This window comes from Microbacterium sp., from assembly GCF_031179285.1.
Lineage (GTDB): Bacteria > Actinomycetota > Actinomycetes > Actinomycetales > Microbacteriaceae > Microbacterium.
In genome coordinates this window covers 1-21,947 of the sequence record NZ_JAPSHY010000036.1, presented here as the reverse complement: position 1 = coordinate 21,947, position 21,947 = coordinate 1, and the positions used below count along the sequence as shown (strand labels likewise).

The window sequence follows — 21,947 nt, the reverse complement described above, 5'->3', positions numbered from 1 at the left end:
TCGTCGACGCCCTGCTCCTCGAGCACCTCGCCGAGCGTCTCTCCGTCGTCCGTGACACCTTCGAACGCCGAGTAGGCGGGCTTCCCCTGCCCCTTCTTGACGTGCACGTCGATCGCGAGCGCGTCGAGGGCGGGGTGGTAGTCCGCCCCGGGCGTCTCGGCGACGCAGTGCACGGGCCAGGTGTCGACGAAGTCGGGCTCGCCTGCTGCGAAGTGGCCGCCGTTGTCGCCCGTGCCGTCGTGCCAGTCGCGGCTCGCCACGACGAGCGCGTAGTCGTGCGTGCGCAGGTGCTCGGTGATCGCGGCAGCGACGGCAGCGCCGCCCTCGGTGCCGAGGGCCCCGCCCTCGGTGAAGTCGTTCTGCACGTCGACGATGAGGATGGCGCGGGTCATGCGCTCAGAGTAGCGAGCGCGACGAGCGGGACGCGCGAACGCCCCCCCGGAGCGCATGCTCCGAGGGCCGATCCGTGGTGGTGCCGCCTGGGAGAATCGAACTCCCGACCTATTCATTACGAGTGAACAGCGACTGCGTCGTGTCTTGTCTCGTGGCGTCCCCCATCCACCGCGGATTCATGCGGAATACGAGATCACCCGACAGGGCACAACACCTCCGGACGGGGGCAGACAGGCGGGTTTCCGGTGTACGCTTTCGGTGTACAGAGCGGAGAGCAGTCGATGGCAGACGTAGGGCGACCGGCCGGGCGCAGCAGGGGCAGCGCGTTCCTTATCAAGACCGGCCCTCATGCCGGGAAGTACCGGGCGCGGAAGACCGTGACCGACGCGTGGGGCAACAGCCAGCAGCTTGAAGCGCAGGCAGCAACGAAGGGCAAGGCACAGGCCGCGCTGGACGCCAAGGTGCAGGCGTGGAAGTCAAGCCACGTTAAGCCCGCGAAGCGGCAGACCTTCGCGACTTGGAGCGAGAACTGGCTGTCTGTCCTGGAGACTCAGGGCACACGGACGAAGACTAAGAAGCCGATGGCGCTCTCGACGGTTCGCGCATACCGCTCGACGATGAAGAACCACCTGATCCCCCACCTAGGAAAGTTGCCGCTGAGCGCGATCGACGTGCCAACTGTGGAGCGGATGCTGAGCGCGATCGCGGCCACAGAGTCCAAGTCAAGCCCCGGCGCCCTACTCGGGCCCGATACGGCGCGCAAGGCGCTCGCAGTGTTGCAGTCGTGCCTGACTGATGCCGCGCACATGCGGCTGATCCCCGAGAACGTGGCGAGGCAGGTCAGCCCGCCCGAGCCGCCCCGGCGCTCGGAAACCTGGGCGACCCCAGAGCGGATGCGCGAAGTCGTGCGGGCACTGCTGGCTGAAGTGGCGCCCGAGAACGCCTACACCGAGCCGACCGGCGCCGGACGCGGCAGCCGCAGCGCCCGGCCGCGACCCTGGTGGGAGTTCCGATCGGTGCTCGCGGTGCTAATTCTGACGGGCGCGCGCCCCGGCGAGCTGCTCGGGCTGAGGCGCGACCATGTCGAGATCGACGACGACGGCGAGATGTTCATCGGGCTGTCGTGGCAGTTGGAGGAGCCGGACTGGAAGTGTTCTTGCGGTGCCAGCTGCGCCAAGCCGGCGACTTGCTCCAACCGCGTCATGGAGCTCCTGCCCAGCAACGAGTATGCGCGGATCGTCGGCACTCAGCCCGGCGACAACCAGGGCGAACCGATCGCGACCGCACGCGTCCTGGCGCGCCCCAAGTCGGACGCAGGCGACCGCGAGTTCCATGCCTACCCCGACTTGCGAGCTGCGATGGAGCTGGCCCTAGCGCAGCCGGAGCGTTGGGGACTGGTGTGGGAGAACCGAGGCCAGCCCTTGACCGAGTCAACTCTGCGCCGCGCTTGGCGCGACTTGGCAGCAGCTTTCGAGCTCGGCGACGGATCGAAGCCCTACGACGCTCGGCACTCATTCATCGACTACCTCCACTTGCGCGGAGTGCCGATCGAGATCGCCATGTCAATGGTGGGGCAGTCGTCGCAGCAGGTGCACCGGGGCTACCGAACGGCTCAGAAGCGCGCGGCGACCCGCGCCGGCACGGCGCTCCTGAGCGACTGACGCACCCAGGCTCGACCCACCACCGGCCTCGCCGGCTGTTCGACTGGGCCGGTCGCGTCCTGGTCGACGCTGCACTTCCGGTCCCATGGACACGACAAGCGACACCCGTACGACCCCTCATGTACAGCGCCTTCGCACCGATCCCTCCCCAATAAAACCTGCGGCTCGGCCGACACTCTCCTTATTTTCCGCGGCATCGGTCGTCACATCGGCGGAGCTTGGCTACATCTCGGCGAGTTATTCACAGTCACGAGAAGCGCGCGGCAGTGTCGCCGGCTGTCTAGATTCGTCGTTGTTGCTTACAACACCGGGGTCATCTTGGTGAGCGACACGAACCGTCGTTCAAGCGTTTCCGAATTGACAATCGGAATCGGCAGCCAGACCCGCGCCTCTTTTTCAACTCCACAGTGACACCCGGTTGGCGGCATCCGCCACAACGAGGCATGGCAAAATCCGCCTCAGTCTGTCTAGCGCGCCTGTCCAGCAGCAAGCGCCGCGCCGATCAGGACCGATTTCGAATCAACAACTGAAAGGACCTCCACCATCGCTACTATTTCCGAGGGAATCATTCATGACTACTACCGACACGACAATCGTGCCCCGCTGGGCGACGGTCAAGCAAGCAGCCGCCTACCTCAACCTTCACCGCAGTTCCTTGTATGTGGCAATGAGTAAGAAGGGACTGCCGTACTACACGATCGGCGGCACCCGTCGCCTTGACCTCAACGAGTTGGACGCATGGGTGACGGGTCAGTGAGCGCCCTGGCACCGCCGACTCAGCGCAGCATCCACACTGATGACGAGCTCGATGCGCTGTGGCAGGGCATCGTGCAAGGAGAGGCAGGGCTGCACGATCTGCACCGCGTCTCGCCCGCACTCATGGGGCTGTGGATCCACGGCCACGACACGGCCACGGACGCGCTCACGGGCGCGGTGAGGCAAGCGCAGCACGACGCCGACCGTATGTATATGAACGCGTTGGCGACGCCCCAGAAGGCCGCCGAGATCAATCGCAGGCTCGACCGGGCACTCGCATCGTGCCCGCCGGACCTTGAGCCCCACAGCCCCGCGTACTGGGAGTGGGCACTGCACGGGGTGTTCGCGGAAGGCTGGCAATGACGGCCAAGTATGTAGATGCCGCAGCGATCCTGACAGCGGGCCACAACCCGCCCATGCCGGCCCGGGGAGGGCAACGCAGCGACGGGCTAAGGCTGCTCTACCCCGGCGCAGTGAACGGGCTGGTGGGTGACCCAGAGAGCGGCAAGACGCTAATCGCATCGGCCAACGCCGCTGACGAACTCTTCGGCGGTGGAAGCGTCCTATGGCTCGATATCGACCACAACGGCCCGGTCGCGACCCTCACTCGGCTACGGCGTTACGGCGTCTCGGTCGACGTGCTCAGCGATTCAGCGCGATTCAGGCTTGCCATCCCTGAGGACGGTCCCTCGCTGCTGGCGGTGATCGAGGACGCGCGGACGTGGCGACCGACCGTCGCGGTCCTTGACAGCGTGGGAGAGCTCCTGCCGATGTTCGGAGCATCGAGCAATAGTGCTGACGAATACACAGCAATCAACCAGAAGACGCTTGCGAGGCTGGCATCCTTCGGCATCGCCGTTCTGGGTATCGACCACATGGCGAAGGGCCAAGGATCACGCGAGTATGGTGCGGGTGGGACGGTCGCGAAGAAGAGAGCTATCGACGGTGCCTATATGAGAGTTACCACAGCAGGCGGATTCTCGAAGGGCAACGGCGGCAGTGCTCAACTGTCGATTCTGAAGGACCGGCACGGTGCGCTTCGGCAGGCATCCACGAGCGGACGCGAGCCATACCTGACCGTATTCACGCTCCACGAGAGCAATGGCGTGACGAACTGGCGGTTCGATCTGCCGGCGCAGGTGCCACCGACGAAGAGCGATGTAGCCGCCCTGATCGAACTCGCGCCACAGCCGAAGTCCGTGCGTGATGTGATGACACGGCTGGGATGGGGAAATACTCGAGCGATGAACGCGCTACGCGACTTCAGAGGAGAGATCGTAACCACCTAATAGTTACGCAACCAGCGAATCTGGATGCGCTGTAACTCCGCAACTCTCCCCTTAGGGGGAGTTGCGGTTACGCACACGCGCCACGGGAATCAATGGCGACGCGCAGGGGCTGGTCGGATCATTGACGCCAGCCTCTGCGCACGCCTTGACTAACGACACCTAGGCCTAAGACCGGTAGCCCGCCGGAGCTGCACAGCCGACCAGGACCTCTTCAGGATCATGGTGCCGCCGAAAGTGCTTCGTCCTCCTAGGCGTGACACAACTCCGGGTCGCGCCGAACGCTCCGGCAACCAGGTCGCACGCGAAGCGCCGGGCGTCATATTGGAGTCACCGCTAAGCCACCAGCGCGTCGTACTCGCCGCGCCAGCCGGTCAGCTGACCCCCTGTCACGCCGTCATCCGGCACTCGCCTCCGACGCCAAAGCGCTACGCCGAGGGGGAGGGCGCGTTGCTGTCTCGGTCGTCCTCGGGTCGTCCAAGGTCGCCTAGTGCTGTCCTCACACTGTACGCGGGGTCCGTTGCTAGGGCCTCGCGAACGTCCGCATGCTTGCCCTCGGGTTCCTTCACTAGCGCCCGCGCCAGAGCTCGCCGAACTCGCACGTCTGGGTCTCTCGCCAATCGCTCACCGAGATGTTCGGGTTCGCCATGCGCCGCCCAAAGCAGGGCGACAAGACTCCGAAGGGCCCATCCCTGCATCGCAAGGAACGCTAGGTCATCTTTCACCGTGTCGCCCAGCCGCTGGAGCGCGATCGTTGGCCAATAGTCGGCTTTGTCGCCGAGCAACGAGTAGACGACCCGCCTGACCTCTTTACGCTGACTATCGCGCGAAGCGAGGGTGGCAGCCAATACCAGCGCCTGGCCCCGACTGTCGCGAGGCATTCCGTTCATTCTGAAGCCACCGAGCTTGTGGGTGAACTGTTGGTTGAGGTCATCATGATCGGACGGAGCAGGGCGCGTAGCGATTCGCATGGCGGCGTTGAAGTGCCTAGTTCGTTGAGCCTCGGTGAGGTGACCCGCGAGATTGCTCGCCGCGACCAGATACTCGCCACGGTCGCCGGAACTGACGTGGGGATCATCGGCACGCACGAGTAGTTCGGCAACGGCGGCGTCGAGCAGCTCAGCCGAGAGGTGTGAGATGAGGAGCGAGTCTCCGACTGCGCCCGTCCCTACGCTGTAGACGCCGGCGACGTGACTCAAGGGCGTGGTGAGCCGCGCCAGAGCGTCGGACGCCGCGTCCGGATTGATGTCTGCCGGGTCCCCAATTGCAAGCATCTCTTGTGCCCACCTATTGCCCGTCTTAGCCAGGAGCGAAAGCCCGTCATGCGCGACTGTCATATGTGCGGCGATTGCGTCTCGGGCGGTGTCGCTTCGGGCTCCCTGCGCGCGTCCAAGAAGGGGCACAAGGTGCTCTATGGCGCGGGCAGCCAGACTCGGATGGCGCCCCGCGATTTTCGCCACGGTCAGCGCCTCGTCGTCGTCGTGGTACCGGTAATGGTTTTCTTTCACTTCCGGCTGGCGTTCAAAGTGAGCCAGCACGGCGGTCGACGAAGCAAGGTCGATGCGGTCGGCGATTCCCGCGAGTGTCCGAACAGCGTTGTTGTATCGGGAGGATGAGAAGGAGACCAGGTCGGGACGCGTGCCCTCCTCCGCCGCCTCTAGCTCATCGGCGATGTGCTTTATGACGGAATCAATCAAGTCGTCTGGGATAAGATCCGCCTGTGCCGCGAGGAGGCGGTAAGTGGCCCCCACCGTCCAGTAATTCGGCGCATCTAGGTTGGGGGTAATGTTAAGGAACTCGAGGGAAAGCGAGTTGCCGAGTGTTTCGAGTTGCTTAGTGGCACCGACTTGAGCGAGGTGGTGAGCCGCGAGCGTAGGTTCATCCGACTCAATGAGGATCGACGCGAGCGCACGTCGCGCGCGTTCCTCGCCCACCCAGTCGCTAGTTGTGATCGCATCTCGCAGGGCCCTCTGTGCAGAGATGGCTCCCGAACGGAGGTTGCTCTCCGCCAGCGACGACAATGAGTCGACATACGCGCCAGTGGACGTTGGCACCATGGGCTTGGAGCTTCCCATTTCTCGGATCGCAGTCTGCAGAGGTAGGAGCTCGTCGCCGGTGAAAGGATTCCAGCGCGAGCGGTAGGCGCGCCTGCTGAAGATCCACGTTGACGCCTCGCCCCACTGGGACGCGAGCGAGGCGAAGCCCGACGCCTCGTCCCAGGCAAGATCTGCTTCCATGAACTTTTGGCGCAGCGCGAGGCTGCGCGCATAGCGAGCGGTCACGAGACCGGATATGGCATACCCGAGCGTGAGTTTGCGAGCATCGGTCAGAAGTTCCGTCCAGTCCTGGGTGGACTCGGCAATGAGGAGCCGGAGACGCGCACGTTGCACCTCGTCGATATCGGCAAGTCGCGAGACTTCCGCCAAGACAGGGGCGGCGCTACTCAGCCATTCGGACTGATCGCCTGCGAGTGCCGTCTCACCGGCAAGAAGGATGAGGCGGGCCTGGTCATAAGGATCACCCAGCCGCAGACTATCGATGTCCGGAGCGTAGCCGAGCGGGTTCATATACAAAGCGATCGCTGCCTCGATCACCTTTTGGTACCGGCCCGCTGCTTCATTGCCGGGTTCCTGTTTCAATAGCTCTCCGAGACGAGATTGAGTCATCTGCGCCGTAGCTGAGTGACCCTGATCGAGCGCCGCCCAAAAATCGTCGAGGATTCGACGCGCAGCTTCATCCGCGCGCCCTGTGAGCGCCAAGAGGCGAACGCGCTCGTTGTCATGCAAAGCGGCGTGAGGGGCGAAACCCACCTTCAGCAAGGTCGCTTGTCCCTCTTCGATCAGCGCGAGAGCCTGTGCTGGGTCGGACGTACTGGCAGCCTTCTCGAAGAAGGCCTGAGCGCCGGTCGAGACTTCAGGCGTGCGGGCGATGGCCTCTCGAACGGCCGCTGCGTCGGCGGAGGGCACGTGCGCGACGTCGATCTTGAACGGCAGGCAGAAGGCCTCTGCGGTGGGCATACCGAAGTACTCGATTACGATCGCCGGACGGTCGCGCAGGAGTGCCGAGAGTTCCTGAGCATCCCAGAGTTCCAGCGAGATCGGGTGGAGTGCCTTGCGCTGCGCGGACAGCTCGTCGATCGCACCGGTGCTCTTGACAGCACAGGCAACGCCGAGGATCAGGCGCTGAACCTCGAAGGGTCGTTTGGTGTTGAGAAACTTGTTCACCGCGGTTTTCAGCTGTGCTGCGTAGAAACGCTTGTAGTTCTTGCTCTGCAGGGCGACGCCGGTGTCATCGGGCGCCAAAGCGACGATGTCCAGACCCAGCTGGGCCTGACCGCGATCACCGTAGAGCTGGGCATGGCGCAGTCCCTCGACGTCTCGCATGATGCGTAGCTGGAGCCGCTCAAAGTTCTCCCAGGAGAGGGAGTTGAAAGGGAGCTCTTCTAGCTTCCCGATCACCGGCGCCGGCGAGGAGATGGACGCCGGCGCGTAAAGAGTCGATGAAAGTGGAAGCGGTTCCCAGTCAGCCACGGATTTCCGCCTCCCCTAATCCTGATGGTCCACGATTCGGACCGACTTCGCCAGGCTTCATCCTAGAAGGACCGTCACCAGGGTAGGCGCGAACTTCATCATGAACCGAGCCAGTGCTCATCGTCTCGGAGCCACCCGCCATCGTGACTGTGAGAAGCAAAGCACCGTATGCAGAACCGCGCGCCACCGACGCGTCATCGACTCAGGTCTATTGCCGGCGGCGAACCCCGTCGATGTGGAGCAGCTGCTTGGACGCGCGATCCGAGGACCAACGTGATGTCGCGCTTCGGCCTCAGGGAGGAAGACGGCAGCGAAGTCGACTCGGCGCACACTGTTTCCGGCAGCACATAGGCGAGCATCCGGGCGGCACGGCTGGAGCGGGCACCTTACTCAACGCCCTAGCGCGACGAGGCGCCTAGCTCGGACGACAACTTCGCCACCCGTGCTCACTCGGCTCTCGTGCCGTCGCTTGACTCGGGCTCGCGGAGCAGCGGGTGGAGCACAAGACGCAGGCAGAACCACCATAGGAAGCAAGCAACCGGACCCCCGGCTTCATTGTCGCTAGCGATGCCGTGAGCGAGATGGTTGCGAAGGTTGCTGCCCCCTCGATCGAGGAGTAGGTAGCGAAGCGTGTTGCAGACCTCCTCGCCGAACTCCGCAAGGATTTCGGGGGTATCAAGCAACGCGCCGAAGCTCTTCTCGGTCTCGCTCCCCGTGAGTTCGTCGACCACGATCGTGTGTGCACCTCTGCTCTTCGCGAGCAAACGAACGAACTGTTCGAGTTGCGGGACCAACACCGCGGCCGCCGGTCCGAAGTCCCACTCGAAGCCAAAGTGGAGCCCGGCCGCCCAGAGCCCTTCATGTCCGATGGGCGCGACGGGCGATTCCACACACCAGCTCATGATCCGCTGTCGAGTGATGAGATGCTCGGTAGAGACGACTTGCAGCGCGGGAAGGATGAACGCGCTCGTCATGACTTGAGCGTGCTGAACGAGCAACTGCGCCAGCCCACGCTCGATCTCCTCTTCGCGATCGTCGGCGCCGCTACCGCGTCGACGTAGGATGCGGCCGTCCGAGGAATATGTGACGCGGCTTGCGATCCTCCACGCGACGCTGCGGTCAACGACGGTCGCCGCGGACTGTCGCAACCTCGAAACGTTCGGGAGCGCCGGTAGCCCAGCCAGAGCGCGCAACGCCGCGCGGAGGTCGAGCCCGACCAGGGACGCTTGCACAGCCGCGGCCGCGGGCGCGAGATCGACAGGCTCGCTCGTAAACTCGCGCATCGAGTCGATCACGTGGTACCGCGATACTTCGAGGCGAGAACGCAGCGCCTTGATTTCGTCATCGATTGCATGCGAGCTCCGAAAACGTCTCGGTAACGCGAGCAGCGTCGCGATCGCATTCTCGAGCAGATGCCCCGAGGTCAGTAGGCCGTTGCCGCGGTCAACGGCGATCCAAGCATCGGCTTCCGCGACGTAGAGCCGACCGACTTGCCAGCGCCCAATCAGCGCGTCGTCCGAACCACGAGGCATCCACTCCGTTGCTTCGCGCATCAAGGCCCTCGCGAGAGCGGGCGCCTCTGTGGCGTCTGCACGACTTCGGAGATGAGCGCCAATCTCCTCTGGCCGGTCGAGGGCTCGTCCGTGCTGCCGCAATAGCTCGGAGCAACTCAGCGTGAAAGAAATGTCTGTCTGACCTGCATCGAGCACCGCGTCCCTCAATGCTTCAGACATCTGGCGTGATGCCGCGTCCCGCTTGCCTCGGCGGCCGGCAAGCGCGAGCCCCCGCTGCCAAGCCTCCCTCCCTACGCTGAACCAATGCTCTGGCGCAAGCGCGGCCGACCTGTAGGAGTCGATTGCCAACTGCATCAGAGCATCGTCGCGGCGGCCATAGGTCCAGGCGACGTCAGCGAGCCGCGCGCGCACTGCACGATGCTCTACGAGAGGCGCCGCCGCCGCGAGGAGCGCGAGTTGGTCGTCGTCTAAGTCGGAGGGCAACGGAGAGCGCCACTCCCCTGTCGCGGCCATCGGTCTGAACGGCTCGGCCCAGCTCTCCGGGTTGAGCATCGCCGAAGTGGCGATGCTCAGTGCCCTGAGGAATTCGAACTGATCAGTGTCGGCGGCTTCGGCGGCATCAAGATAGGGCTTCAGGTCGAGCGAGACAAGCTCGGCAGCCGCGCCCTCATCGTCCTGCCCGATCACGTCTACCCACCAGTCGGGATCCACGGGGCGCCTCGTAGACATAGCCCGACCTCCTCCGCCTAAAGTGGCGACGCGCGTGGCACTCATTCATCTACTGCAGCGAGTCGACCCCGAGCGTAGCCGCCGCAGAGCGAAGAATTCGCGGACGCTCGCCGGTTCCGACTACAGACATGGGATTCGGGCCCGCGCCGCGCTCGACTGTCGACGCTACGGACAGGTCCGGGAACCATGGTGAGCGCGACACTCGTCAGCTCGTCCTCCGCCAGGATTGCCGTCCAGCGGTCGTCTCAATCCGCATGCGCTCGTGCAGCTCGATAGAGGTGCCGTGGCGACCCTGAGCATCGAGCACGCGATGACAGCACGACGGATCAGGACCGCTCGGGGTGACGGTGGCGCGCGACGGCAGTCGCCGAGATGTTTCAGGTCCCAGGCCGCATGCGCACAAGCGGCGCTAGGAATTCGCTGCGTGAAACACGCGAGCCGAATCAGACCTCTCGCAATAGCGATGCGGCGTGCTTAGTGGTGAGACGACTGACTCCGTAAGGACCCGTGAGCACCCGTACGCGAGCCCCATGCTCGGGCGAAGCGTGGTAGCGGCGTTGCGACACCTTCTCCTCTTGCGGGAGGGGGAGGCCTAGAGACTCTCCATGGGCCAACCGCTTCGCGTTATGGGTCTCCCGCGGTGTACGAGTCTGGGGCATTTTTTCAAGCGCCGTGCGACGGCTCGCAGCGATCTGCCGGCCCGCTTCCAGGCCCGTCTGCGCGCGTACCGTCCTGCCTCCGGCGGGCGGCGGCGAGTTGGGTCCGCCCACGCTCGCTTCCGATGCTGCGGTGAAGGCGACGCCGCGCGACTACGGTGCCTCCCGCGCTGTCGCTTGCGCAGCGAAGTCGTCCCCACTTACGGAAAAGGCCGCGCAGGCGCCCCGTGCCGTGCCTTACGTTGGTATGACGAGCAAGCGACGCACGACAAAGAGGTTCACGTGGGCTTTGAAACGACTTTACAGGTGGCTAACCGTGCTGCGATCAACTGGCGGAAGCAAACGTCGGACATGCCGAGGTTGTTATTCCGCTTCGATGAACTGCTCGTCCAGGCGGACGGAGGCCAGGTAGAGAGCCTGAGGTTCGAGTCCACCGCCGAGGCGGTGCTTGAGACGCTCGAGACCAATGGGTTCGGTTGGCACTCCGTGGTCACCGCGTATGGCCAAGTTCGTACGGGATGGCATGCCGAGGCTTTCATCTCGGGCGGCTATACCGGACAGTTCTGGGGCAAGCACCACCGGAACCCGACAGATGATGAGGTGGAGGCCCATCTCGTCGCACTTGGTCGAGACGCGACCCCGGAGTCCGACCTAATCGCCCTCGGTCAGCTTTTGTCGAAGCAATGGGCTGCTTCCGGGCCGGTATTGATGCTAGACGACCTGAGCTGGGACGAGCCAGTCGACGTGGCTACGAGCAGCCTCCACCAAGCCGTTAGCGCCGCAGACGTGGTGGGCGTCTCGTCCCTCCAATGCGCCCGAGCTGCGGTCTCGCTCGGCCTGCTTTTTCGGGAAGCGCGATTGGTGGCATGGCCGTTGCTGATCTCTGTCCTTTTGAAGCACATACCTCGCGACAGCCGGATCGCATACGACCTAAGCGGAGGCATCACCGAATGGTCAATCACCGACGAGACGTCGGCGATCGACTTCGCTCGTGACTACTGGGAGACTGCTGGTGCCGGTATCGCAGGATACGCGGAGAAGATCGGCACGCTTGTCGGATCGCTCGCCGGATTCCGATCTGGGCTCGGCCGTACATACGAGTTCTCGAAAGCTTCGGCTGCGCTCGCTCGATTGGAGGAACTGAACGCCAAACGCGATACCGCAAACAAGAAGGCGAGGGGCGACTCGCTCGAAGCCCTGATCGAAGCGTTGGTCGCTGTCGAAGGGGACGCACTGCGTCTGGTGGAGAAAAACTTCCGCACCGCCGAAGAGGAGATCGACCTTGTCCTAGCGAACTCCCTGGCACGTCCGTTCTGGACCAGTTTTGTCAGCCCTCTCATGCTTGTGGAGTGCAAGAACTGGACAAAGGCGCTCGGCGTGAAGGATCTTCGCGTCTTCGAGTCTAAGCTTTCTGACAGAAAAGGAATCGCGAGAATTGGCGTATTCGTTTCCATGTCCGGGTTCACGAGGCCCTTCATGGTCCGACTAAAGACGATCCAGTCCAGCGGTACTGGCGTCATATTCGCTGTCGGCGGCGATGATGTGCGTTCAATGGTGAGCGACCGGGTGAAGTTGACTGACTGGCTAGAGACCCATGGCATCCGTAAGGCGCTCGGCTCTTAGTAGGGTGCTCGATTCGCAACGGCTACGGTCCGGGCTGCGCAGTCGGACGTCACGCCAAGATCGACCGAGCGTCACGTCACGGACGGTGTCGAGACGACTCGGAGTTGACGCACGCTGCTGTGCAGTTTCTCCTTGCGGCTTGTCGACTCGCTGTTCCTGTCGCTAGGCCAAGGGGTGACCGTTTCGGTACACCCAACGCAGCCTCGTTTGAGACGATGGACCCATGCGCGAACCGGAGCACCTCGTAGCGGTGCTACACAGCCTTCCCAGCGGCTCGGGTGACCGGACGAAAGGTCGCATAGACATCGCACGACGAGTGCTCAGTTGCGCGACCGTCTCGACTGTCAACCTCTATCCCGCGCGACTCGTCGACGTCAATGCGATGAGCGATCCCGTGGGGGCCGTCTGGGAGCTCGGGCGAAGCGAGATCGAGCGAGAACTGCAGAGACCGGAGTCCACCGACGTGCTGCTCGGGTTTGGCGTCCAGGCGCCGACCGGGCACGCGAGACGCAGTTTTAGGGCTCAACTGAATTGGCTTGCAGATCTCCTGGAGTCGTCAGGTGCCCGGGTGTGGGCCTTCGGTGGCCGGCCAACTCACCCTTCACGATGGCAACGCGTCACCCACCGGCACGTCCACGGCGGAGGCGTAGAAGCCCTCGCTCCCTCGCTACTCACGGCCTACTCTCTGCGCACCGATCGGAGCTGGAACCTCTCCGTTGGCTCTGGCGCGAAGGGCGATGAGGATCTTCTTCTCTAGCTGACGAATCCGTTCACGCGTCACGTTCCACACGTCACCGATCTCGTCCAGAGTCATGGGGACGTCCAGGTCGTCGCGCAGGCCGAAGCGTCGCTCGACTATGTCGAGCGACCGATGGTCCAAGTCGCTTAGGAGGTCCTTCATCGCCCGCTCTCGGTCGATGCGGTCTTCGATGGCTTCAAGTCCGCCGTCCCACGGAGCGTCTTCTCCGCGGTCGTGCAGCATGGCGTCCAGCGAGGCCACAGATTGTGCGCGCATTGCAGATGCGCGCAGCTCAGACGACAGGGCCGCGTCGCCGGAATTGAGCGCGTCCCACACATGGACCGGTACCCGCACTATCATGACGTCGTTTGCACGCCAGCGTTGGATTGCTTGCCTCACATGCCACGACACGAAAGTGCTGAGCTTATAGCCCATGCGGTAGTCCCATCCTTGGAGCCCTCGCATCAGTCCAATGCAGCCCACCTGGAACGCGTCCTGCGCCCAATCCGGGTCTACTGACCGCGCCACGCCTTTCGACCAGTGGAAGACGAGACGCAGGTTGGACAACACCAGCCACCGCCAGGCCTCCTTGCCCTCGGCTGCAAGCGTGCTTAGTTCAGCGATATCCCAGCGAGAGAGTTGGCTCAGATCAGACTGCGCGATGCGCTCCTCAGCGAACAAGCCGACCTCGACGCGCCTCGCCGCCTCGTTGACATACTCATTGTCCGGCGCGGGGGCAAGTTCAAGCAGGTGCTCGAGCCATCCAAACTCGGGTGCCTCGTCGTCATCGCTCGCGGGCTTCCATCGGCGAACAGGCGGCTTGCTGGCCGCGCGTGGCGCTTGCCGTCCGAGCAGGGCGTCGACCTCGGCACCGAGGGCGGCATCACTGAGTTCGGGATTGCCGGCGAGCACACTCTCGAGAAATCGCAGCGCGTCATCGTGTGCGCCCGGCTCACCAGCGGATCCGATTTGCCCGCGGTGCGGTTCCTCGATCGTAGTCACATGCTGCCGTACTACTCAACCGAAATCTCGGGCAACTCAAAGATCTCCGAGAGCGTGTATCCGCCGCTACGCACTCTGCTCGCGATGTAGTCGGTACCGGCGTTGCCAAGTTGCGCTAGGACCCGCACCGGCGTCGCAGTCGGAAGGTACCAGCCGAGAAATTCCAGCACCTGCAAATTTACGCTTCCTCGGTTCCACATGGTCCCCGCTGACGACGGCGCGCGCTCGGGGTCGAGACCCTTGCGAAGCGCGAACATGGCTGCGGCCTGAAATGCACCGATCGACGTCTTGAAGTGGCCCTGCTTGACGAGTAATTCGAGTACGTCTCGGTTTGATGCAGACGGACCGAAGGTGCGCCGATCGTCGTCTTCTCCTGAACTCACGACGTGGTCGCTCATGCTGCTGCAACCTCGGAACGGCTCGGCGTCAGACGGTTGATGACGTACTCCCGACCGATCTTGCCTGCCAGGGTCGCGGAGTCGCGCGTCGGGTCGTATTCACCAGACTGCACGAACAGAATGACTTGGCGATCGAAACCGCCAACCCATTCGAGGATCGCGCGCCGATGTCCGACGTCGAGACGGCCGAAAGGCGTATCCATGACCATCGGGGCTTCATTGACTGAGCATTCCCCCAGCGCGCCTATGAAGGCCATGGTCAGGATTTGATTGGCGCCGGCAGAAATCATGCTCAGTGGCCTTCCCTGATGGTCCGTCACAGCGAGATGGTAATCGTCGCTGATCGCGACCCCCGAGTACTCCTTCTCGGTGGTGAGCTTCCGGAAGAGCACGCTGGTTGCAAATTCGACGCGCTCGCGCATCGAAGAGCGAAAACCGTCGAAGGATCGGCTGACGACCTCAACACCTTCCGCCGCCATCTTCTGGAGTTCTCGGTCAACCGGGTCCACTTCCGGTTGTTCCGCGAGCTTGCTACCGAGCTTATTAACCTCTAGCTTGACCGACGCCCGCTTTGCTTCAAGGCCGGTGATCACTCCCGCGTATCGAACCTTTGTGCTTTTCAGTTCGACGTATCTGCGTTCAAGGACGTCAATCTCAACCTTGGTGCCTGCGAGCTGCTCCGAGATGGTTCTAATTTCTTGCTGGCGCTTGTCGTTGCGGAATGCTTCCTTGCGGATGTCCATCTCTTGGTTGTGAATGAAGCCAAGCTGAGTCGGCGCGCTGGCGAACCTGCGGAGGCGGCTTCGACGCAGCCTAAGCTCGTCCAGGTTCGGGATGCCCGCACCCTCAAGGCTCGCGCGAAGCACGGCGACCTCCTCGAGAAGTTCATCCTCGTCGTGAGTCGCCACAGACTGGCCACAAGTCGGGCAATGACCCGAAGAGATCTGACCCTCGATCTGCTCGATCTTAAGCCTTGTGAAGAGTTGAGATTGCTGGCGCTCCTCGGCCTCCATGATCCGCGCTTCAACTGCGTCGATGTCAGCGAGTAGTTGGTCACCTAGCGGAAGCCACCAAGTCGCCTCGGCTTTTTCAGCGATGGCCGCGCGATAGTCATCGATTGCGGCGTGTGACGCATCCAACTCTTTCTCGAGGCTCTTACGTCGGTAGTACGCCTCTTTTATCTCGTCTACCTTGGCCAATTGGGCCTCGACGACCTCGATCTCCTGAGACACCTCATCGTCGTGTTCACGCAGCTTTGCGAGGTCCCTGTCGATTGCCGTGAGCTCGTCGTTCTTTGCGCGGTATGCGTCGCTTTCCTTATCATGAGCTTTCGCGCGCCGTACAACAAGGTCGATATTGGATGTCACTTCGCTCAGAACAGCGTCGAGGTCTCGACCCAAGTCATTCAGGAATGGTAATCCGAGTGCGCGCTCAACCTGGTTCCGGACAAAGCCGTGCGGCGCCGATCGCTCCTCTCGGAGGCGCTCCTCGAACCGGTTCAGCATCTCACCATCGAACAGGAAGAAGTCAGAGACCTCACTGCTCAGGATGCCGCTGACTACATCTGCAACCTGCGCGGCGGGGTATGGGTCGGACCCGGCGGGCTTCAGGTCGACCCTTGGAACTGAGACGCGCGCACGACCTGGGCGTTCTTCGATTGCAGTTGACGTTCGATAGAGCGTGTAGTCGGTACCCGCGTGCGCAAACTTGAGTCGCACGCCGAAGTCCGCCTCGCCTCCTGCAAGCGCATCGAGGTTCACCATGCGCCCGACGTCGAGCGGCGTCTTGCCATCCTGCTCGCGGATCTGTCCGTACAGCGCCCACACGATGGCGCGCAGCAGGCTGGTCTTACCCCGCATGTTCTCGCCGCGGAAAAGGATGACCGGCGCGTGAGGGGTGACGCTGAGTGGGACTACGTGCGTTCCGTAGAACGGGCCCCAGTTCGTAAGCTCAAGTTCTGTCAGTTCCATCGCTAACCCTCGCCGCCCGCGCGAGCGGCTTCCAGAAGGATGCTCTTGACTTCGCGCCGAAGCTCGCGACGGTCACCTACATGAGTTCGATGGTCCCACGCGAGCGAGACAAGCTTCTCCCACGCATCAGCGTCCAGCAGCGTTTCCTCAAGCCCTTGCTGCGTCTCCAGGATTGCGTTCAGAGCCTCCTGGCGAGGCGATGGGCGCTGACTCGTTGTCATCCTGTCTCTTCCGTGCTAATCGTCTTCGACGTCGAACCGGTCAGTGGACATACCGGCGGGGATCAGGTCTTCAAGGTATAGCTCAGGACCGACATTGCGTGAGTCACGCGCGAACTCCATGGCCCGCACGACCTCGCTCGGCGTGATCGCCTTGCCATCAGCGCCAGTGACGATGACGTCGAAGAGGTGCGAGCTGTACTTGCCGGGCGAGCGCCGCAGCACCCGCCCACGCCGCTGCACGTACTCTCGCGGGTTGGTCGAGGAGGCGAGAATCATCGCGCGGTTGATCATCGGAATGTCGACACCCTCGTCGAGACACTTGATCGCCAGCAGGATGCCGCCGCGGTTAGCGAAGAACTGCAAGGTCGCGTCGTGTCCGCCCTGTTCCTGCGAGTGATATTCGAGCAAATCGACACCGAGCCCGTCCAGCTCAGCGCGCACCTCTCGCAGATGGTGCACGTCGCCGCAGTAGATAAGCCATCGGTCGCCGGCTTGATACGACTCGGACACGATACGTCTAGCGATTGCCGCTTTGTGATGAGCTCGCTTCGAGATCCGCGCTCGCTGGCGAAGCAGATGAAGAGCGTACTCTGTCATTTCACCCCGGTTGCGAGCGATCTCGCGCGCGACGCGACCGGTGAAGTCCTCCCAGGCGTCCTGCTCGCCCTCCGTGAGTACGCACGTGACGAAGTCGTAGTCATAGGGCACGAGGACGGACGCATCTAGTGCGTCGCGGAGAGTGAACTCCGGGGAGAGAATCCCTCCGAAGTAATCGAACACAGCCTGCGTCCCCGCAGGGTCTCCATACCTCTGGGGCGTGGCGCTCAGTCCCAACCGACCTCCGGCACTTATCCGCTGCAACACACGCCTTGTATCCGGAGCACCGACCGTGTGGACTTCGTCGCCAACCACGAGCAGATGCTCACCATCGCGGATCAGTTCGAGGAAACGGTCGGTGGCTGCCGTTTGGTACGTCGCTAAAACAATCCGCTGGCCGAGCGTCGTGTCGGAGCGCGTGTAGTCGGCGAGCCTTGCGCTCCATTTCTTGCGGCTATGCCCCGCGCCCGCAAGCAGTACGGGCGGGTTGCCCAACAATGCGCCGATCTCGGATGCCCACTGTCGGTGCAATAGCTCCGACGGCACCATGACGAGCGCGGGCTTCCCCTCGACCGTCCAGCGCCTAATGGCCTCTAGTGCCGTCCGCGTTTTGCCTCCGCCCGTAGCGAACGCCACGATGCCCTGGTGATCAGCCCTCTCCCACGAGTCGAGCACGTCGGACTGGTAGGACCGCAGTGATATCGCCTCAGGACGGCGCTCAGCGGCGGTCAGCGCCGCACGGAGTGCCTCAACGATCTCATCTAGCGGCTCCTGCGGCACGTGTGCTCGGATCACTTCGGCGGCATCCTCCACGCTCGTGACGCTCAGGTTGCGGCGAAGTCCGTGCCATGTTTCGTCGAACTGATCTGCATGCCGCGCGCATCGCCGAGCCTCCGAGTCGCCCAGCCACTCGGGGAAGACCTCGATACCTTCGAAGTTGGCCAGACCCGACCATGCGGCAGCCGTCTCGTTTGCGCTTCCACTGAACGACACCCGATGGCCTTCGGAATCGGTGAACACCCCGATCTTCTCGTGGTACAAACCTGACTTCCCCACCGTGACGAAGCGAACTTCGAGCACCCCTGCGTCGATCAGCGCTCGCATGCACGCTACGGCTCGCGCCTGAACGTGTGTACCTCGGGCGAGCGAGGCCAGCGAACTGGCTGCCACTTCCAAGGCGTCTGGCCGGTGCGAGTCAGGGAGCGCCAAGAGCGCCTCGGCGTCTGCCTCGGTGAGATTAGGCGAGCAAAGCAAGCGGATCTTGCCGCCACGCTGGACAAACTCGCTAAATACTGCGGGCGCGAGCGCGAGCGTTGCCGACGAGAAGTAGCCCGCAGCTCGGTCGTACTGCAGAGCACGCGATAGCGCTGGCATGTAGAAGTCGCGCAGCATCGATGCGCCACTAGTCGAGTAGTTCTCCTGGAATGGGACGTCCCGAAGACTCACCCTCTCTTCGCTCATGCCCACCCCACGCGACTCTGCCGTTTGGCCCGAGTCTAAGGGCAGCTCTCAGTCGACTACGGCTGTGCTGCTGCGTGTCCTCGGCTCGGCTAGCGGATTGAACTTTGGGAAATGGCCTTGCGAGCCGAGGATGTAGTCCATCCTCGGCTCGGTCGCTACCCAGCGCCTGCCGAGGCGCTCGGCAACGGCGCCAGTCGTGTTGCTGCCGCCAAACGGGTCGAACACGAGGTCGCCCTCGTCAGTCAAGAACTCAACGAAGAACTCGACGAGCTTCGTCTGCATTGGGGCGGGATGAGGGGTGAGGCCATGGGACTTCAGGTACTTGCGGTAGGGCGTGCCGGCCTGCGTGTTGGCGTACGAAAGGACACTAGGTGGGATCGCGCCGCCATGGTCGGTCAAGAAGGACTCAGCTCCGATGTTGAATCCCGACCCACGTGGGCCGGAGTTGTACTTCTTCGTGGCGATGAGCCTCTTCATCGATTGGCTGTATGGAACGAGGACTTTTCGGTTGTCCGCTTTGGGGCGCTCGGTTGGTGACATCCACCACACGTGCGTGTAAGAGTCCTTCGCGCGGATCCTGTCAATGTTGACCCACTGCACGGGCGACGGCAGTCGGGCCGGGTTGTGGCAAATGAACTGCTGATTCACGAACAGTTTCCCGGCCTTTCGGAACGCGAGTAAGGCTTCCAGCGGCAACGTGGACATCACCGGGTGACCGCGCTCCCATGCATTGCCTAGCTCGATCACGATCGACCCGTCCGGGGTGAGCAGTCGCTTCAGCCTCGGTGCGAGCGCGCGTAGCCACTTGAGATAATCTTCGCCAACCTTGTTGCCGTAAGCCTTCGGCGTGAGCAGCGGAAACGGCGGCGAGGTGAAGACCAACTGCACCTTCCCCTTCAAACGTCGCGCATGCTCGGACGCCAGGAACTCCTCGACAGTCGCGCGATACATCTCACCGAGCTCGGTGGTGTAAACAGAGCTGACCAAACGCGCGCCGGGCGCGCTGGTCAGCGGACCCGGATCCGCCACAGAAGACTTCCTAACTCTCAGCTCCGAATACCCTACCCACACAGCGGCTATCGCTCGTGCAGCTCGCCGGCATCCACTAAGGAAGCCTGCCTACACTCCGCGGTCGTGGCGACGCCACAGGGGACTCAGGCCGACATCCGCTCCCCGCTGTCGCGACGCTCGCGCGCGCCCACCACTATGCCCTCGGCGGCTGACACGTGGAGGGCATCGCACGCGGGCTGTGGATCCTGCCCAGGATCCAAGGTCGGCCATTTCAAAGAGGGCGAGGCGCAAGTGTTCAGGGGGCGGACTGACCTGCTCCGCCTTAGAAAGCAGTAGCCCTGCCGCATTTCTGGTGTACGTAACCGGTGTACTCCAGGATGCCGCAGGGCCACTGTCCTTGTGCCGCCTGGGAGAATCGAACTCCCGACCTATTCATTACGAGTGAATCGCTCTGCCGACTGAGCTAAGGCGGCGTGCCGAGGCACGATCAACGAGCATAGCGCATCCCCCGACGCCGGCACGACTCCCGGTCTTCAGGGCGCACCCGGTCAGCAGTCGATCTGCGCGGTCGGCGCCGAGCCGGTCAGGAAGTAGCGGTTCACCGGCTCGTCGACGCACTCCTTGCCCGTGAAGTACTGACCGTGGCCCTCGGCATCCACGGAGATGAGCACACCCGACTCGAGCATCTCGGCGAGGTCGACCGCCTGCTGGTACGGCGTCGCCGGATCGTTGACGCCGCCGATCACGATGATGGGGTCGGCGCCGGGCGCCGTGATCTCGTGCGGCTCGCGCGTGGCCTCGAACGGCCATGCCGCGCAGCTGCCGAGTCCGACGAAGTCCGGACCGAGCGTCGGCGCCGCGGCCATGATCTCCTCGGCGTTCGCCCGCACCTCGTCGAAGTCGGTCACCGCCGGGTAGTCGAGGCAGTTCACGGCGATGAGCGCCTCGAGCGAGTTGTCGGCGAAGCTGCCGTCCGGGTTGACGCCGTAGTACGCATCCGCCTCGGCGAAGGCCGATTCGCCGCTGCCCGCCATGACGTCGGCGAGCACCTCGCGGAGCGTCGACCACTGCGCGTCGGCGTAGAGGTTGGCGGCGATCGCCGTGAAGAGGGCGCTCGAGCCGAGCTGTCGGCCGTCGGCCACGTCGATCGGGTCGGCGTCGAGCCCGTCGAGCAGCTCGCGCGTCTGCTCGAGCGCATCCGCCTTCGTGCCCTCGAAGGGGCACTCGTCCTGCTCGAGGCAGTCGGCGACGAAGTTGCCGTACGCGAGCTCGAAGCCCGCGGCCTGGTAGAGCGTGCCCTCGAAGTCGGTCGAGTCGGGCGCGACGGCGGCGTCGAGCACGAACCGGCCGACGTTCTCGGGGAAGAGGTCGGCGTAGGTGGCGCCGATGAGCGTGCCGTACGAGACGCCGAGGTAGTTGAGCCGCTCCTCGCCGAGCAGCGCGCGCACGAGGTCGAGGTCGCTCGCGACCTGCTCGGTGCCGATGTGCTCGAGCAGCGTGCCGGTGTGCTCGAGGCACGACCCGGCGAACCACTCGGCGTCGGCGAGCTGCTGCTGCAGGTCCTCGTCGCTCAGCGGCTCCGGACGCGGCCCCTCGGGGATCTCCCACAGCCAGTCGTAGAGCTCGCGCGGATCGTCGTAGCACGAGATGGGCGTCGAGCCGGCGACCCCCCGGGGGTCGAAGCCGACGAGGTCGTAGTGCTCGCGCACCTCGGGCCGCAGCAGGTAGTCGGCGTACTCCTGGACGTAGTCGACGCCGGATGCGCCCGGTCCGCCGGGGTTGTAGAGGATCGCGCCGCGGCGCTCGCCCGTGGCCGGCGCGACCGTCACCGACAGCTCGATCGACTCGGCGCCCACCTCGAACCAGTCCATCGGCGCCGAGATCGTGCCGCACCAGTTCATCTCGCAGCGCTGCCAGCCGACGTCCTGCGAGAAGTACTCCTCGAGCTCGGGCGCGACATCCTCGCCAGTCGGGCTCCACGTCGGCGCCGCGGGCAGCGTCGGCAGCGGCGGCGGCAGCAGCACGCATCCGCTCAGCGCGAGCGCCGCCGCGGCGACGGTGGCGATGGCTGCGAGGCGACGGCGGGTGCGGAGCATGCCTCCAACGGTACGCGCCAGGCGAGGCGCCGACGCCCAGCGGCCGACGCGGGTCAGCGGCGCTGCGCAGCCCGGGCCGCGCGCACGAGCATCGCCTCGAGGGCGAGCACCGGCGGCACGTTCGCCTCGATGCGCTCGCGCGCGATGCGGATGCTGTCGAGCACCTCGATGACGGCAGCGCGCTGCAGGTAGTCGGCGGCCGCGAGCACGGTCGGCCGCATCGCCTCGTTGACGAGCTCGCGTCCCACCCCGAGCTGCGTCATGAGGATGTCGCGGTAGAGCGAGAGCAGGTCGACGAGGATGC

The 21,947-nt window shown here is 63.9% G+C and carries 14 protein-coding genes, 1 tRNA gene and 1 pseudogene; 5 read left to right on the top strand and 11 right to left on the bottom strand.

The window, feature by feature from the left end; all coding sequences use genetic code 11:
- Positions 1-392, bottom strand: a 392-nt coding sequence (locus tag RIN18_RS15880; RefSeq protein ID WP_309104964.1) for an isochorismatase family protein, incomplete at its 3' end; no start/stop codon positions are given.
- Between the two features lie 378 nt (positions 393-770).
- On the opposite strand from RIN18_RS15880, the gene RIN18_RS15875 reads away from it, so the two are divergent.
- The 4 genes from RIN18_RS15875 to RIN18_RS15860 all read left to right on the top strand — a co-directional run bounded on the left by RIN18_RS15875 (position 771) and on the right by RIN18_RS15860 (position 4,099).
- Positions 771-2,054, top strand: a complete 1,284-nt coding sequence (locus tag RIN18_RS15875; RefSeq protein ID WP_309104963.1) for a hypothetical protein — start codon at positions 771-773, stop codon at positions 2,052-2,054.
- 667 nt (positions 2,055-2,721) lie between these two features.
- Positions 2,722-2,811 (top strand): hypothetical protein, encoded by a 90-nt coding sequence (locus RIN18_RS15870; RefSeq protein WP_309104962.1) that lies wholly within the window; start codon positions 2,722-2,724, stop codon positions 2,809-2,811.
- Positions 2,793-3,173: a hypothetical protein gene (locus tag RIN18_RS15865; RefSeq protein WP_309104961.1), complete on the top strand. Its 381-nt coding sequence runs from the start codon at positions 2,793-2,795 to the stop codon at positions 3,171-3,173. Before RIN18_RS15870 ends, RIN18_RS15865 begins: the two co-directional genes overlap by 19 nt.
- A complete protein-coding gene (locus RIN18_RS15860; RefSeq protein ID WP_309104960.1) occupies positions 3,170-4,099 on the top strand; it encodes a hypothetical protein in 930 nt (309 codons plus the stop codon). The genes RIN18_RS15865 and RIN18_RS15860 overlap by 4 nt, the downstream gene beginning before the upstream one ends.
- 425 nt (positions 4,100-4,524) lie before the next feature.
- On the opposite strand, the gene RIN18_RS15855 is transcribed toward RIN18_RS15860, so the two are convergent.
- Both RIN18_RS15855 and RIN18_RS15850 read right to left on the bottom strand, forming a co-directional pair.
- Complete coding sequence (locus RIN18_RS15855; RefSeq protein WP_309104959.1) at positions 4,525-7,626, bottom strand: hypothetical protein; 3,102 nt, start codon at positions 7,624-7,626, stop codon at positions 4,525-4,527.
- A 446-nt stretch (positions 7,627-8,072) separates the two neighbouring features.
- Positions 8,073-9,851, bottom strand: coding sequence for a DUF4209 domain-containing protein (locus RIN18_RS15850; protein ID WP_309104958.1), 1,779 nt, complete (start codon positions 9,849-9,851; stop codon positions 8,073-8,075).
- Positions 9,852-10,807: 956 nt separating this feature from the next.
- Here RIN18_RS15850 and RIN18_RS15845 point away from each other — a divergent pair.
- The gene (locus RIN18_RS15845) at positions 10,808-12,148 is read left to right on the top strand and encodes a restriction endonuclease (protein ID WP_309104957.1); all 1,341 of its coding nucleotides are present in this window, start codon (positions 10,808-10,810) and stop codon (positions 12,146-12,148) included.
- A 667-nt stretch (positions 12,149-12,815) separates the two neighbouring features.
- On the opposite strand, the gene RIN18_RS15840 is transcribed toward RIN18_RS15845, so the two are convergent.
- The 8 genes and pseudogenes from RIN18_RS15840 to RIN18_RS15805 all read right to left on the bottom strand — a co-directional run.
- Entirely contained in the window at positions 12,816-13,889 is a 1,074-nt protein-coding gene (locus RIN18_RS15840; RefSeq protein ID WP_309104956.1) for a sigma-70 family RNA polymerase sigma factor, read from the bottom strand.
- Between the two features lie 11 nt (positions 13,890-13,900).
- Complete coding sequence (locus tag RIN18_RS15835) at positions 13,901-14,287, bottom strand: hypothetical protein (protein ID WP_309104955.1); 387 nt, start codon at positions 14,285-14,287, stop codon at positions 13,901-13,903.
- Positions 14,284-16,257, bottom strand: a complete 1,974-nt coding sequence (locus RIN18_RS15830; RefSeq protein WP_309104954.1) for an AAA family ATPase — start codon at positions 16,255-16,257, stop codon at positions 14,284-14,286. The genes RIN18_RS15835 and RIN18_RS15830 overlap by 4 nt, the downstream gene beginning before the upstream one ends.
- A gap of 236 nt (positions 16,258-16,493) precedes the next feature.
- Positions 16,494-18,467, bottom strand: a complete 1,974-nt coding sequence (locus tag RIN18_RS15825; RefSeq protein ID WP_309104953.1) for a DEAD/DEAH box helicase family protein — start codon at positions 18,465-18,467, stop codon at positions 16,494-16,496.
- A 117-nt stretch (positions 18,468-18,584) separates the two neighbouring features.
- The gene (locus RIN18_RS15820; RefSeq protein ID WP_309104952.1) at positions 18,585-19,565 is read right to left on the bottom strand and encodes a site-specific DNA-methyltransferase; all 981 of its coding nucleotides are present in this window, start codon (positions 19,563-19,565) and stop codon (positions 18,585-18,587) included.
- Positions 19,566-19,947: 382 nt separating this feature from the next.
- Positions 19,948-20,020 (bottom strand) — tRNA-Thr (locus RIN18_RS15815).
- A gap of 75 nt (positions 20,021-20,095) precedes the next feature.
- Positions 20,096-21,643, bottom strand: a complete 1,548-nt coding sequence (locus RIN18_RS15810) for an alpha/beta hydrolase (protein WP_309104951.1) — start codon at positions 21,641-21,643, stop codon at positions 20,096-20,098.
- A gap of 53 nt (positions 21,644-21,696) precedes the next feature.
- A pseudogene (locus tag RIN18_RS15805) lies at positions 21,697-21,947 on the bottom strand (DNA polymerase III subunit delta'); the annotation flags it as partial.

Coding starts and splice junctions, on each gene's coding strand:
- RIN18_RS15825 (WP_309104953.1), bottom strand. CDS start 18,467: ATGCTGCGCGACTTCTACATGCCAGCGCTATCGCGTGCTCTGCAGTAC.
- RIN18_RS15810 (WP_309104951.1), bottom strand. CDS start 21,643: ATGCTCCGCACCCGCCGTCGCCTCGCAGCCATCGCCACCGTCGCCGCG.
- RIN18_RS15870 (WP_309104962.1), top strand. CDS start 2,722: ATGAGTAAGAAGGGACTGCCGTACTACACGATCGGCGGCACCCGTCGC.
- RIN18_RS15865 (WP_309104961.1), top strand. CDS start 2,793: ATGGGTGACGGGTCAGTGAGCGCCCTGGCACCGCCGACTCAGCGCAGC.
- RIN18_RS15830 (WP_309104954.1), bottom strand. CDS start 16,257: ATGGAACTGACAGAACTTGAGCTTACGAACTGGGGCCCGTTCTACGGA.
- RIN18_RS15835 (WP_309104955.1), bottom strand. CDS start 14,287: ATGAGCGACCACGTCGTGAGTTCAGGAGAAGACGACGATCGGCGCACC.
- RIN18_RS15860 (WP_309104960.1), top strand. CDS start 3,170: ATGACGGCCAAGTATGTAGATGCCGCAGCGATCCTGACAGCGGGCCAC.